At 67.4% G+C, this 12,875-nt stretch carries 12 protein-coding genes; 5 read left to right on the forward strand and 7 right to left on the reverse strand.

The features are described from left to right. The first annotated feature begins 12 nt into the window (after window positions 1-12). Window positions 13-1,560, forward strand: coding sequence for an NCS1 family nucleobase:cation symporter-1 (locus ACZ5IQ_RS03175; protein ID WP_464480783.1), 1,548 nt, complete (start codon window positions 13-15; stop codon window positions 1,558-1,560). A 19-nt stretch (window positions 1,561-1,579) separates the two neighbouring features. Beyond that, on the forward strand, window positions 1,580-2,302 hold the full coding sequence (locus tag ACZ5IQ_RS03180; protein WP_071286732.1) for an aspartate/glutamate racemase family protein: 723 nt from the start codon (window positions 1,580-1,582) through the stop codon (window positions 2,300-2,302). On the opposite strand, the gene puuE is transcribed toward ACZ5IQ_RS03180, so the two are convergent. Genes puuE through ACZ5IQ_RS03195 form a run of 3 tightly spaced genes read right to left on the reverse strand, consistent with a single transcriptional unit; the run spans window position 2,299 to window position 5,371 of the window. Further along, complete coding sequence (gene puuE / locus ACZ5IQ_RS03185) at window positions 2,299-3,201, reverse strand: allantoinase PuuE (protein ID WP_071286731.1); 903 nt, start codon at window positions 3,199-3,201, stop codon at window positions 2,299-2,301. The two genes, ACZ5IQ_RS03180 and puuE, sit on opposite strands and share 4 nt — an antisense overlap. Next, entirely contained in the window at window positions 3,198-4,160 is a 963-nt protein-coding gene (gene alc / locus ACZ5IQ_RS03190) for an allantoicase (RefSeq protein WP_071286730.1), read from the reverse strand. Before alc ends, puuE begins: the two co-directional genes overlap by 4 nt. Then, the gene (locus tag ACZ5IQ_RS03195; protein ID WP_071286729.1) at window positions 4,157-5,371 is read right to left on the reverse strand and encodes a DUF6986 family protein; all 1,215 of its coding nucleotides are present in this window, start codon (window positions 5,369-5,371) and stop codon (window positions 4,157-4,159) included. The genes alc and ACZ5IQ_RS03195 overlap by 4 nt, the downstream gene beginning before the upstream one ends. 103 nt (window positions 5,372-5,474) lie before the next feature. Between ACZ5IQ_RS03195 and ACZ5IQ_RS03200 the strand changes: the two genes are divergently transcribed. The 3 genes from ACZ5IQ_RS03200 (at window position 5,475) to ACZ5IQ_RS03210 (ending at window position 10,572) form a co-directional block, all read left to right on the forward strand. Beyond that, a complete protein-coding gene (locus ACZ5IQ_RS03200) occupies window positions 5,475-6,497 on the forward strand; it encodes an alpha/beta hydrolase (RefSeq protein WP_464480784.1) in 1,023 nt (340 codons plus the stop codon). 699 nt (window positions 6,498-7,196) lie between these two features. Then, window positions 7,197-8,408 carry an acetyl-CoA C-acetyltransferase gene (locus tag ACZ5IQ_RS03205; protein WP_064859744.1) on the forward strand — a complete coding sequence of 404 codons (1,212 nt, stop codon included), beginning with the start codon at window positions 7,197-7,199 and terminating at the stop codon, window positions 8,406-8,408. Window positions 8,409-8,424: 16 nt separating this feature from the next. Next, entirely contained in the window at window positions 8,425-10,572 is a 2,148-nt protein-coding gene (locus ACZ5IQ_RS03210) for a 3-hydroxyacyl-CoA dehydrogenase NAD-binding domain-containing protein (protein WP_464480785.1), read from the forward strand. Between the two features lie 87 nt (window positions 10,573-10,659). Here the strand turns inward: ACZ5IQ_RS03210 and ACZ5IQ_RS03215 are convergent, their stop codons facing one another. The 4 genes from ACZ5IQ_RS03215 to ACZ5IQ_RS03230 all read right to left on the reverse strand — a co-directional run bounded on the left by ACZ5IQ_RS03215 (window position 10,660) and on the right by ACZ5IQ_RS03230 (window position 12,875). Continuing rightward, complete coding sequence (locus tag ACZ5IQ_RS03215) at window positions 10,660-11,259, reverse strand: MarR family winged helix-turn-helix transcriptional regulator (protein ID WP_464480786.1); 600 nt, start codon at window positions 11,257-11,259, stop codon at window positions 10,660-10,662. A gap of 76 nt (window positions 11,260-11,335) precedes the next feature. Then, the gene (locus ACZ5IQ_RS03220; protein WP_464480787.1) at window positions 11,336-11,773 is read right to left on the reverse strand and encodes a TIGR03618 family F420-dependent PPOX class oxidoreductase; all 438 of its coding nucleotides are present in this window, start codon (window positions 11,771-11,773) and stop codon (window positions 11,336-11,338) included. Window positions 11,774-11,780: 7 nt separating this feature from the next. Then, on the reverse strand, window positions 11,781-12,203 hold the full coding sequence (locus tag ACZ5IQ_RS03225; RefSeq protein ID WP_464480788.1) for a PPOX class F420-dependent oxidoreductase: 423 nt from the start codon (window positions 12,201-12,203) through the stop codon (window positions 11,781-11,783). 60 nt (window positions 12,204-12,263) lie between these two features. Continuing rightward, on the reverse strand, window positions 12,264-12,875 hold the full coding sequence (locus tag ACZ5IQ_RS03230; protein WP_318986781.1) for a class I SAM-dependent methyltransferase: 612 nt from the start codon (window positions 12,873-12,875) through the stop codon (window positions 12,264-12,266).

Below are 12,875 nucleotides of genomic sequence, written 5' to 3' on the forward strand. Positions count from 1 at the left end.
GCGTTTTCGAGCATGACTGACACCCTCGTTCCCAAGGACCTGACCCCACCGGGCGCGGTGATCGGCGCAGGTGACATCGTCGAGGCCGCCGGCCACCCCGTCGGCGGCGGCGTCATCAAACCGGATTACAACCCCAGACTGACCAATGAGGACCTGGCCCCGCTGGGCAAGCAGAGCTGGGGCTCGTACAACATCTTCGCGTTCTGGATGTCCGACGTGCACAGCGTCGGTGGCTATGTGACCGCGGGCAGCCTCTTCGCACTCGGCCTGGCCAGTTGGCAGGTGCTTGTGGCACTGCTGATCGGCATCACCCTCGTCTACTTCCTGTGCAACCTGGTCGCCAAGCCCAGCCAGGTTGCCGGCGTGCCGTATCCGGTGATCTGTCGTACCGCATTCGGTGTGCTGGGGGCGAACATCCCGGCCGTCATCCGTGGACTGATCGCGGTGGCCTGGTACGGCATCCAGACCTACCTGGCGTCGGCCGCCCTGGATGTCGTGCTGCTCAAGCTGTTTCCGGAACTGGCCCCGTACGCCGACCTCGCCACCCACGGCTTCCTCGGTCTGCCGGTGCTGGGCTGGGCCAGCTTCCTGCTGCTGTGGGTGTTGCAGGCCTGCGTCTTCTGGCGCGGTATGGAGGCGATCCGCAGGTTCATCGACTTCTGCGGACCCGCCGTCTACGTCGTCATGTTCGTCCTGTGCGGTTACCTCATCTACAAAGCCGGCTGGGGCGCAATCGATCTCAACCTCGGCGAGGTCAAGTACACCGGCCTGGATTCGATTCCGGTGATGCTCGGCGCCATCGCGCTGGTGGTGTCCTACTTCTCCGGTCCGATGCTGAACTTCGGCGACTTCTCCCGCTACGGCAAGTCGTTCGCCGCGGTCAAGAAGGGCAACTTCCTCGGGCTGCCGGTCAACTTCCTGGTGTTCTCCGTGCTGGTGGTGGTCACCGCATCGCTGACGCTGCCGGTGTTCGGCGAACTGCTCACCGACCCCGTGCAGACCGTCGCCCGCATCGACAGCACCTTCGCAATAGTGTTGGGCGCGTTGACCTTCACCATCGCCACCATCGGCATCAACATCGTCGCCAACTTCATCAGCCCGGCGTTCGACTTCTCCAACGTCAGCCCGCAGCGCATCAGCTGGCGCGCCGGCGGCATGATCGCCGCGGTGGGCTCGGTTCTGATCACGCCGTGGAACCTCTACAACAACCCGGAGGTGATCCACTACACGCTGGAGACCCTGGGCGCCTTCATCGGACCGCTGTTCGGTGTGCTGCTCGCCGACTTCTACCTGGTGCGTAAGCAGAAGGTGGTCATCGACGACCTGTTCACCATGGCCGAGTCCGGAAAGTACTGGTACACCAAGGGCTACAACAAAGTCGCGGTCATCGCGACCGTGACCGGCGCGGTGCTCGCGGCACTGCCGGTACTACTGGCGGGCAGTGTGTACGGCATGCACACCGCGGCCCAGTACAGCTGGTTCATCGGCTGTGGCGTCGCACTCGGTATCTACCGGTTACTGGCCGTCCGCGACCGGTTCGTCGCCGAGTCGGTGGCGTGACCGCACGGGAGTCCTTGGGATGAGCCAGATCTGGGTCATCAATCCCAACACCACAGAATCGATGACCGCTGGGATCGGCCGCTGCGCACAGGCAGTGGCCGGTCCCGGCGTCGATGTCGTCGCCGTGACGTCCGACTACGGCCCGCCCTCGATCGAAAGCCACTACGACGAGGCCATGAGCGTGCCGGGTCTGCTCGAGGCGATCCGGCGCGGCGAACAGGCCCGGGTCGACGGATATGTGATCGCGTGCTTCGGCGATCCGGGACTGGACGCGGCGCGGGAGGTCGCGGCCGGGCCCGTCATCGGCATCGCCGAGGCCGCCATGCAGACGGCCAGCCACCTCGGCCGGGGTTTCTCGGTGGTGACGACGTTGTCGCGCACCATGGGCCGCGCCGCCGATCTGGCGGAACGCTATGGGATGCAACGGTTCTGCCTGGGTATCCATGCCTGCGACATTCCGGTGCTCGACCTCGAGGCAGACCCGACGGCACGCAAGGTCATCACCGAGGCATGCCGCGATGCGTTGGAGTCCGACGGCTCCGACGCCATCGTCCTGGGGTGCGCGGGCATGGCCGAGATGTGCGCGGCCATCACGGCAGAACTCGGGGTGCCGGTGGTCGACGGGGTGAGCGCGGCGACGTTGACGGTGCAGGCGCTGGTGCAAATGGGTCTGCGCACCGGCAAACGCGGCGAGTTCGCGACGCCGCCGGCCAAGCCGTACACCGTCCGGCGCGACGGCTAACCGGCCGGGTGCACGGCGCGCCAGTGCTCGGCGATGTCGATGCGCCGGGCCAGCCACACCCGGTCATGGCGCTGTACGTGGTCGAGGAATCGTTCCAGCGCCGCACTGCGGGCCGGGCGGCCGACCAGACGGCAGTGCAACCCGACCGAGAGCATCTTCGGGCTGCCGCCCAGGCCCTCGGAATAGAGGACGTCGAACGCATCACGCAGATGGGCGAAGAACTCGTCGCCGTTGGAAAACCCTGCGGGAGAAGCGAAGCGCATGTCGTTGGTGTCGAGCGTGTACGGCACCACCAGATGGTCGGTCTCGGCCACCCGCACCCAGTACGGCAGATCGTCGGCGTAGGAGTCCGAGTCGTACACGAACCCGCCGTGCTGCACCACCAGCTCCCGCGTGTGCGGTGAGTCCCGGCCGGTGTACCAGCCCAGCGGCGCGGCGCCGGTGAGCTCGGTCAGGATGCGTACCGCCTCGGCCATGTGTGCACGTTCGGTGTCGCGGTCGGTCAGCTGGTAGGACTTCCACCGCAGGCCGTGGCAGGCGATCTCGTGCCCGAGTTCACCGAACGCGGCCAGCGCCTCCGGGTTGCGCTGCAAGGCCCGCGCCACCGCGAAGATGGTCAGCGGGACACCCCGTCGCTCGAAAATCCTGAGTATCCGCCACAATCCGGCGCGCGAGCCGTACTCGTAGAGCGACTCCATGCTCATGTGCCGGTTGGGGAACGCCTCGGCGGGCGTCATCTCGGACAGGAAGGTCTCCGACGCCGGATCCCCGTCGAGCACGTTGTTCTCGCCGCCCTCTTCGTAATTGAGGACGAACTGCACGGCGATGACGGCGCCGCCCGGCCACTGCGGGTCCGGCGGGGTGCGGCCATAGCCCACCAGGTCGCGTGGGTAACTCACGCGAGGTCCCCGAACAGCCGCAGCCGGGCCAGCCCGCCGTCCGGGTAGATGTCCAGTCGTGCCTCGGACACCACGTCAGCGGTGTCGATGAGGAAACGGTGCCGGGTGTCGGGCAGCAGTTCGGTGCGGGGCAGCAGTTCGATCCACTGCCCGTCGGCGCGCAGTCCGGTCAGGGCCGCGGCCCCTGGGCTGTTGCCGATGAAGTAGGACGTGTCGATCTCGGCGAGTCGCACCCGGCCGGGTCCGGCCAGTCGGATACGTACCCAGTCGTTGGCGTCGTCGCGACGGCGGGCGGTTTCCCAGCCGTCGCCCATCACCTGTGCCTGCCCGGGGAAGATCAGATTCTGCGGCGAACTGTAGAAGCGATTCGAGGCGTCGAGCACCAGACCGCCGTTCTCCAGCGCCGCCAGGTCCACGGGGCCGACGCCGAGGAATCGCTTGTCCGGGCGGCCTTCCCCGTGCACGCGGAGTCGCGCCACCCCGCCGTCGGGAAAGATGTTGAGCCGCACATGCGTCCAGCGCTGTTCCGAAGAGACCTCGAAGTTGTTGCGGGTGTCGCCATATACGCGCGTGCGCTCGATGAGCGGAACCCAGCCGGGGTCCACGGCCAGTTGTTCGGCTGTCGGGTAGCCGTCGACCTCGATGGCGTCGACCGAGACGGCCGGCGGGTAGTTGCCCTTGAACCATGCGGTGTCGACCACGACGCCGCGGATGACACCCGGCACCCCGAGCCGCACGATGGCCGTGTCGTGGCCGGCGTCGCGGCGTCGCCGGGTCTCCCACCCGTCGTAGATCTGGCCCTTGTGCCCGAAGGATGCCGGCCGATACTGCGACGGCCCGGGGGAGACGAGGTTCTCCTTCTCGGCGAACAGTTCGTCGTTCGCCCAGATCACCGCGCCGCCGAGGCTCCGCAGCGCGAGGTCCGGCAACCAGGTGAAGTCGGGCAGTGATTCAGTCATGACAGCTTTCGGTTCTTGAGGTTTCGTAGTACGTCGATGGTGGCACCAGGCGCGACGTCGAGGACGTCGTCGGCCCCGAACGCGCCGCAGTCCAGCCCGCGAAGCACCACGGCTGCCAACGCCTCTGCGGTCGCGGGTTCGTCGACGATCGGACCGCCGGTGCGGTCGAGGTAGGCCTGCAGCCGTGGCGCCGCGGCGGCCATGGCGGCCCGGAAGAACGTGAAGGTGGCGAGCCAGCGCGTCACGAGATGGCCGGGGTGCATGTCCCACCCCTGGTAGAAACCGCGTTCCAGGGACCGGGTGACGAGCCGGTGATGGCGCCGGATCGCCTGCGCCACTTGCTCTTCGGTGCCGATCGGGGCCACCTGCGTCGAGCCGTCGGCGATCCAGACGCCGGTTTGCGCGGCGGCGGCCTGCATCACCGCTTTGGCGTGGTCGGCCACCGGGTGGTCGAGTGCCTGATGCTGCGGTGCGATACCGCAGGCAGCGCTGTAATCATAGGTGCCGTAATGCAATCCGCTGCACCGGCCGTCGGCCAGTTGGATCGCGCGGGCGAGGGTCGCGGTCCCGTCGGGGCCCAGCACTGCCTGGGGGCTCTCGATCTGCAGCTCGAAACGCAGCGTGTGATCGGTCAGGCCGTGTGCGGCCTCCAATGCCTCGCACAGCCAGACTGCCGCGGTGACCTGTTCTGCCGCACGCAGTTTGGGCACCGTGAAGACGAATCCGTCGATGGCGCCGGCGTCGAGTACCAGCTCGATGGTGCGCAGGGCGCGACGGCGCTCGGCGGTGGTCAGGCCCTTGATCCGAATCCCGCTGTGGCTCAACCCGAGTGCGGGCAGGGTCAGCGCCGCCCGCGCTGCGTCGCCGTCCTCCACGTCGTCGCCGCGGTGGCCGTAGCCGTCCTCGAAATCCAGTCGCAAGTCGGCAATGGGCGCGGCGGTGAGCTGGTCGCGCACCAACGCCACCGTGATCTCGTCGCCCAGTTCGGCGAAGACCTCCGGGTGCCGGTCCAGCAGTTCGAGCGCCGCTTGACCCCACTGCGCGGGAGTATCGGGCGTCGCGTCGGCCGCGCTGACATAGACGGTATGGATCGGCTGAGCGGCTGGGCCGTCCCCCGGAAACCGCGCCGCGAGGTCGGCGTCGACGCGGGACAACAGGGTGTCGATGCGCTCGAGCGCATCCGCCGCGATGCGATGGTGGGGGTCCGACACCTGCCTATCGTGCCGTGCCGACTCGATCTCAGCACGTCGAGCCAGAGCCGGTTTTGGTTAGCTGATCTAGTGTTGGCACTGCAACGTCGCAAAAGGAGTACCGATGACCAGTGCCGAACGGATCGACGATCCCGCCGAGAACTCTGTGCCCGAGCCCGTCACCTACGCGGGCCCGGAATGGATGGGTAAGGCCAACTGGCACTCGGTCGCCGAGTCCAACCTGCTGCGAGCCGTGAAGCCGCTGCTGTTCCTCCTGACCAAACTCATGCTGGCCATCAACACGCGATTCCCGCAGGTCCTGCTGGGCCGCGCGTACGACGGTTCCGAGCGGGTGACGAACTGGATGCCCGCGGTGCGTGGATCGCGCACCGAAAAGATCGAGCTGCCGAGCTGCCCGGCCGAATGGGTCTGGAACGAGACCACCCCGCCGGTCGACGGCCGCGTCATCATCTACTTCCACGGCTCGGCGTTCATCGCGCTCGGCATCAACAGCCACCGGCCGCTCGTCAGCCATATCGCCCGCGACAGTCGCGCGCGGGCCCTGAGCGTGGGGTACCGACTCTGCCCCCGCAACCTCGTCGAGGACGCGGTCGAGGACGGCGTCGACGCCTACCGCTACGTGCTGGCGCAGGGCGTGAAGCCCGAGAACATCGTGCTGGCCGGCGATTCGGCCGGCGGCTTCATCGCGGCCATGACGGCCGTGACGGTGCGCGACCTGGGCATGGCGCCGCCCGCCGGCTGCGTGCTCCTGTCCGCTGCCACCGACAGTGACATGACGCCGAAATACGAAGCAGCCGCGCGCGTTCCGGACGCCATGTTCCCGGTCGACTTCCTCCGGATGATCAACGAGGTCTTCCTCCTGCGTAACGGCGGGCGCGAAGCGACCCCGTCTCCGGTCGACGCCGACCTGCGCGGCCTCGGCCCGTTCCTGCTGCAGGTCGGGTCGGAAGAGGCGCTGCGCCCCGACTCGGAGCTGCTGGCCGAGCGGCTCGCGGCAGCGGGAGTGCCGGTGCGGCTGCAGGTCTTCGACCGCGCCGTCCACGTCTTTCAGGCCTTCGCCTTCTCGAACCCCGACGCCCGACGCGCGGTCGGTGAGGTCGCGGAGTTCGTGAAGGCCGTCGCCTGACTCAGGCGTTGACTCCGGTGTTGATCAGTCGCCGGCGTTGACGTGTCGGCGCCTTTGACTCTGTGGCGAGGGCGCTCTCTACTCGCGAAAGTTCGCCGTGGGTTCAGGATGAACGGGATTCGGGTCGCGGGTGGCGTTGAGCCTGTGGTGAGGGCGCTGTCCTCTCGCACAAATGCGCCCTGGTTTCAGGGTGAACGAGTTCCCGGTTGGCGGTGGCGTTGACTCTGCAATCTGGGCGGTACCTAGTCGCGAAAGTTCGCCCTGGTTTCAGGATGAACGGGCCAAGGGTGTTGAGCCTGTGGTGAGGGCGCTGTCCTCTCGCACAAATGCGCCCTGGTTTCAGGGTCAACGGGTTCCCGGTCGGCGCCGGCGTTGACTCTGCCCTGAGGGCGCTGTTCGGACGCTGGTTTGCGTCGACACTCGGCGACAGACCTGGCGCTGAACTGGCGCGGGCGTACCGGTCGACGCCGGCCGAAACGGAAGAAATAGCAGCTCAACGCACCTTCGCGGCCGGCGAGAGTGCGCGTTCTGCACGCCTCAGACGGCGTGTTGCCGTACAGACACGCACGCTCGCGAGTGATGGGCCGCACCCTCCCAACCACCTGGTTGGGAGGGCCTGTTACGCTTCCGGGCAGGGGACCGTCTACCTGCCGGTGGATGCACCCACAACCCCATCTCAATAGGACCTGGAGCAAACACATGTCCGAAGAAGCCTTCATCTATGAGGCCATTCGCACGCCCCGTGGCAAGCAGCGCAACGGTGCACTGAACGAGGTCAAGCCGGTCAACCTGATCGTCGGCCTGATCGACGAAATGCGTCGTCGCAATCCCGATCTGGACGAGAACCTGATCAGCGACGTCATCATGGGCGTCGTCTCGCCCGTCGGTGACCAGGGCGGCGACATCGCCCGCACCGCCGCGCTCGTGGCCAAGCTGCCCGAGACCACCGGTGGTTTCCAGCTCAACCGTTTCTGCGCTTCCGGCCTGGAGGCCGTGAACCTGGCCGCCCAGAAGGTCCGTTCCGGCTGGGACGACCTGGTGTACGCCGGTGGTGTCGAGTCCATGAGCCGCGTCCCGATGGGTTCGGACGGCGGCGCGTGGGCCGGTGACCCCGAGACCAACTACCGCATCGGCTTCGTCCCGCAGGGCATCGGCGCCGACCTGATCGCCACCATCGAGGGCTTCTCGCGCGAGGACGTCGACGCCTACGCCGTGCGCTCGCAGGAGAAGGCCGCCGCAGCGTGGTCGGGCGGCTACTTCGCCAAGTCGGTCATCCCGGTCAAGGACCAGAACGGCCTGACCATCCTGGACCACGACGAGCACATGCGTCCGGGCACCACCCTGGAGAGCCTGGGCAAGCTGAACTCCGCGTTCGCGGGCCTGGGCGCCATGGGCGGCTTCGACGACGTGGCGCTGCAGAAGTACCACTACGTCGAGAAGATCGACCACGTCCACCACGGTGGCAACAGCTCGGGCATCGTCGACGGCGCCGCCCTGGTGCTGATCGGTTCCGAGGCTGCCGGCAAGTCGCAGGGCCTGACCCCGCGCGCCCGCATCGTGGCCACCGCCACCAGCGGTGCCGACCCGGTCATCATGCTGACCGGCCCGACCCCGGCCACCAAGAAGGTGCTGGACCGTGCCGGCCTGACGGTCGATGACATCGACCTGTTCGAGATCAACGAGGCCTTCGCCTCGGTCGTCCTGAAGTTCCAGAAGGACCTGAACATCCCGGACGAGAAGCTGAACGTCAACGGTGGCGCCATCGCGATGGGCCACCCGCTGGGCGCCACCGGCGCCATGATCACCGGAACCATGGTCGACGAGCTCGAGCGCCGCGGTGCCAAGCGTGCGCTGGTCACGCTGTGTATCGGCGGCGGCATGGGCGTGGCCACCATCATCGAGCGCGTCTAGGGAGAATCGAAAAACAATGGCTGAGAAGACAATTCAGTGGGACAAGGATGCCGACGGCATCGTCACCCTGACCATGGACGACCCGACCGGTTCGGCCAACGTCATGAACGAGCACTACAAGGAGTCGATGCACTACGCGGTGCAGAGCCTGCTTGCCGAGAAGGACTCCATCACCGGTGTCGTAATCACCAGCGCGAAGAAGACCTTCTTCGCCGGCGGTGACCTCAAGGGCATGATGCAGATCGGCCCGGACGACGCCGGCGAGGCGTTCTCCATGGTCGAGGACATCAAGGCCGACCTGCGCGCCCTGGAGACCCTGGGCAAGCCCGTCGTCGCCGCCATCAACGGCGCCGCTCTCGGTGGTGGCCTGGAGATCGCCCTCGCGTGCCACCACCGCATCGCGGCCGACGTCCGCGGCAGCCAGATCGGCCTGCCCGAGGTCACCCTGGGCCTGCTGCCCGGCGGTGGCGGCGTCGCCCGCACCGTGCGCATGTTTGGCATCCAGAAGGCCTTCATGGAGGTCCTGAGCCAGGGCACCCGCTTCACCCCGGCCAAGGCGCAGGCCACCGGCCTGGTCGACGAGCTCGTCGACACCGTCGAGGAACTGATCCCGGCCGCCAAGGCTTGGATCAAGGCCAACCCCGAGGGTGGCGTGCAGCCGTGGGACGTCAAGGGCTACAAGATGCCCGGTGGCACCCCGTCGAGCCCGGGCCTGGCCGGCATCCTGCCGTCGTTCCCGGCGCTGCTGAAGAAGCAGCTCAAGGGCGCCCCGATGCCCGCGCCGCGCGCCATCCTGGATGCCGCTGTCGAGGGTGCGCAGGTCGACTTCGACACCGCGTCGCGCATCGAGAGCCGCTACTTCACCAGCCTGGTCACCGGCCAGACCGCGAAGAACATGATCCAGGCGTTCTTCCTGGACCTGCAGGCCATCAACGGTGGCGCCTCGCGTCCCGAGGGCATCGCCAAGCAGGACATCAAGAAGATCGGTGTGCTGGGCGCGGGCATGATGGGCGCCGGTATCGCCTACGTCTCGGCCAAGGCCGGCTACGAGGTCGTCCTCAAGGACGTCACGCAGGAAGCCGCCGACAAGGGCAAGAACTACTCCGAGAAGATCGAGGCCAAGGCCCTCGAGCGTGGCAAGACCACGCAGGAGAAGTCCGACGCGCTGCTGGCCCGGATCACCCCGACGGCCGATCCGCAGGACCTCAAGGGCGTCGACTTCGTCATCGAGGCCGTGTTCGAGAACCAGGAACTCAAGCACAAGGTGTTCCAGGAGATCGAGGACATCGTCGAACCCAACGCGCTGCTCGGCTCGAACACCTCCACACTGCCGATCACCGGTCTGGCGACCGGCGTGAAGCGCCAGGAGGACTTCATCGGTATCCACTTCTTCTCGCCTGTCGACAAGATGCCGCTGGTGGAGATCATCAAGGGCGAGAAGACCTCTGACGAGGCGCTGGCCCGGGTGTTCGACTACACCCTGGCCATCAAGAAGACCCCGATCGTTGTCAACGACAGCCGTGGCTTCTTCACCTCGCGCGTGATCGGCACCTTCGTCAACGAGGCGCTGGCCATGCTGGGCGAGGGCGTTGCGCCCGCGTCCATCGAGCAGGCCGGTTCGCAGGCCGGTTACCCGGCTGCGCCGCTGCAGCTTTCGGATGAGCTCAACCTCGAGCTCATGCACAAGATCGCTGTCGCCACCAAGGAAGGCGTCGAGGCTGCCGGTGGCACCCACGTCGCGCACCCGGCCGAGGCTGTCGTCGAGAAGATGATCGAGCTCGGTCGCCCGTCGCGTCTGAAGGGCGCGGGCTTCTACGAGTACGTCGACGGCAAGCGCACCCAGCTGTGGCCAGGACTGAAGGACGCCTTCAACTCGGGTTCGACCGAACTGCCGCTGCAGGACATGATCGACCGTATGCTGTTCGCCGAGGCACTCGAGACCCAGAAGTGCATCGACGAGGGCGTGCTGACCTCGACCGCTGACGCGAACATCGGCTCGATCATGGGTATCGGCTTCCCGCCGTACACCGGTGGTTCGGCGCAGTTCATCGTCGGCTACCAGGGCGAGCTCGGTGTCGGCAAGGAGGCCTTCGTGGCCCGGGCCAAGGAACTGGCCGCCAAGTACGGCGACCGCTTCCTGCCTCCGGCGTCGCTGGAGAGCTAGCCACTAGCACCACCAAAAACCCCCAAATCCCAAGGGATTTGGGGGTTTTTGCGTTGGTGGGTGACGCCGATGCGCGGTGGTGGCTGGTCAGGTGCCGGAGTCTGTCGCCTGGGGTGCCTTCACGTGAATCCACAGTTTGTCGAGGATGTGCTGCAAGTCCCGGCGCTCGCGCTCGCTCAGCACGTCGATGAGCCCGCCGCACGCCTGCTCGAAGACCGGAAGCGCTTCGGCGACAAGCTTTTCCCCCTCGGGTGTGATGCGAACCGGTGTGCTGCGGCGGTCGGTGGCATGCCGGGTCCGGGCGACCAGCTTCCGGTTCTCCAGCCAGTCGATGAGACCGGTGGCGCTGGCCTTGGTGATGCCGAAGTACTCGGCGATCCCGCTGGGGGTCTGGCGGACAGTCCATTCGTCTTCTGGTTGGGCGAGCTGTGCCGCGAAGATCATCAGGACATCGAGCTTGGCTTCCGAGATGTTGACGCGTTCGAGCTTGCGGTTCACCGCGGCGATGACGTCGTCGGCCAGCCACAGCAGGGACAGTCCCAGCCGGGCCGCACTGACGTCCCTCGCCGGATCGGCACCCTTCATGAGGTTGAGCACGGGCCGCATGGCCTCCGGCGCCGTGAGTTTGACCCGGGCGGCCGAGAGGCCGCGGCGAACGGTGGCGGTGCTGATCTGTGGCCGGCCCATGCCGGCAGTTTAGAAACCTGACAGTAAGGCAACCGAACCGAGTCTTGTCATGCCACCCCGGCGGCGGGTTTCGAGGTCAGCGCGCGGGGTTCGAGTACACCCGCGTCGGTGAGATGAGCACCGCGGCGCGGCCCTCGTCCCGCATGACGCGGTCGTACGTGTCCCAGTCGTCGTGGGTGCCGCCGGCGGCGGTAAAGACGTTGCGCAACAACACCCTCAGCGTCTCGGCATCGGTGTCGTCAGGCCCGATGACCTCCGCCGTGCCTTCGACCGTCAGCCACTGCCACCCCGCGTGCGCGACGACCGAAGTGCGCGGGTCGGCCCGCAGATTGCGCAGCTTGCGGGTTGATCCGATGGCGACGAGTGCGACGACCGGCTCCCCGGTCGTCGGATGTGGCAGCACGCCGGCATTGACCACCGACGACTGGATGCTGCCGTCACCACGCAGCGTGTTCAGCACAACCAGCCCGTGATCACGCGCGGACAGCTCGGCGAATTCAGACAGGTCGGTCATGGCGTCCTCACTCCGCCACGTCAAATGCGGCAATGACTTTCGTCGGTTTGACCCGGACCACCAGCTCGCCGGGGACACCGTTGCGGCGGCCGTATTCCTCGGCGCGGTCGGCGCCCATGTAGCGGCCGCCGGTACGCGTGGCGATGTCGAGCAGCTCGTCGGGGTCCTCACTGATCGCCGCGACGCCCTGAATTTGGACGAACGAAAAGGGCGGGGACGTGTCGTCGACGCACAGCACCACGCGTGGGTCGCGGGCCAACGCCCGACCCTTGGCGGTGTCCTTGCCGGTGTTGAACACCAGCTCGCCGCCGTCCACCACGAACCACACGGGTGCGGCCAGCGGCCGGCCGTCGGCCGCCACCCAGCCGAGCACCGCGGTGCGCGTGCCCTCGGACAGAAACGCGATCACATCGTCAGAAAGTTCGCCCATGTGGCCACGCTACGCCCGGCGACTGACGGCCCGATGCCGGCAAAGTCTGGCCGCGAAACCTCAGGTGCGGCGCCGCTTGAACAAGTAGTACCGCGCCGGGTTCTTGCCGCCCCGATCCAGGCCCGGCTCGTCACCGCTGTCGAGCAGCGTCCACCCGAGTGCGAAGCGCCGCTCCACCTCGGCCGGATCGATCCCCGGCACCCCGAACGAGGCGCCCGGCACGAACGCGACGATCAGCAGGCGCGCGTCTGCGGCGGCGACCGCCGTCACCTCGCCGACGTAGGCGTCGCGGTCGTCCGCGCTCATGCCGTGCAGGCACCCGTTGTCGACGATCAGCGTGAAATCGGCGCCGATGCCCTGCCCGGTGAGCCGGGTGGCATCGGCCTGGTCGAACCGCACCGCGCCCGGCGCCGTGGCGTCCCGCTTGGCGGCTTTGGCCCGCGCCTTCTGGACCGCCGTCGCGACGTAGTCGATGCCGGTGACGTCCCAGCCGAGCCCGGCCAGATACAGGGCGTTGTCGCCGGTGCCGCAGCCGATGTCGAGCGCGGTGCCCGGCGTCAGCGCACCGTCACCCTCGACCAGCTCGCGCAGACTGGTGGCCAGTGGATGCCCGTCCCACGGGGTGAATCCGAGCCGGTAGAAGACCCGGAACAGTCGCTGTCGGGAGGACAT

Source organism: Mycobacterium toneyamaense, assembly GCF_055384815.1.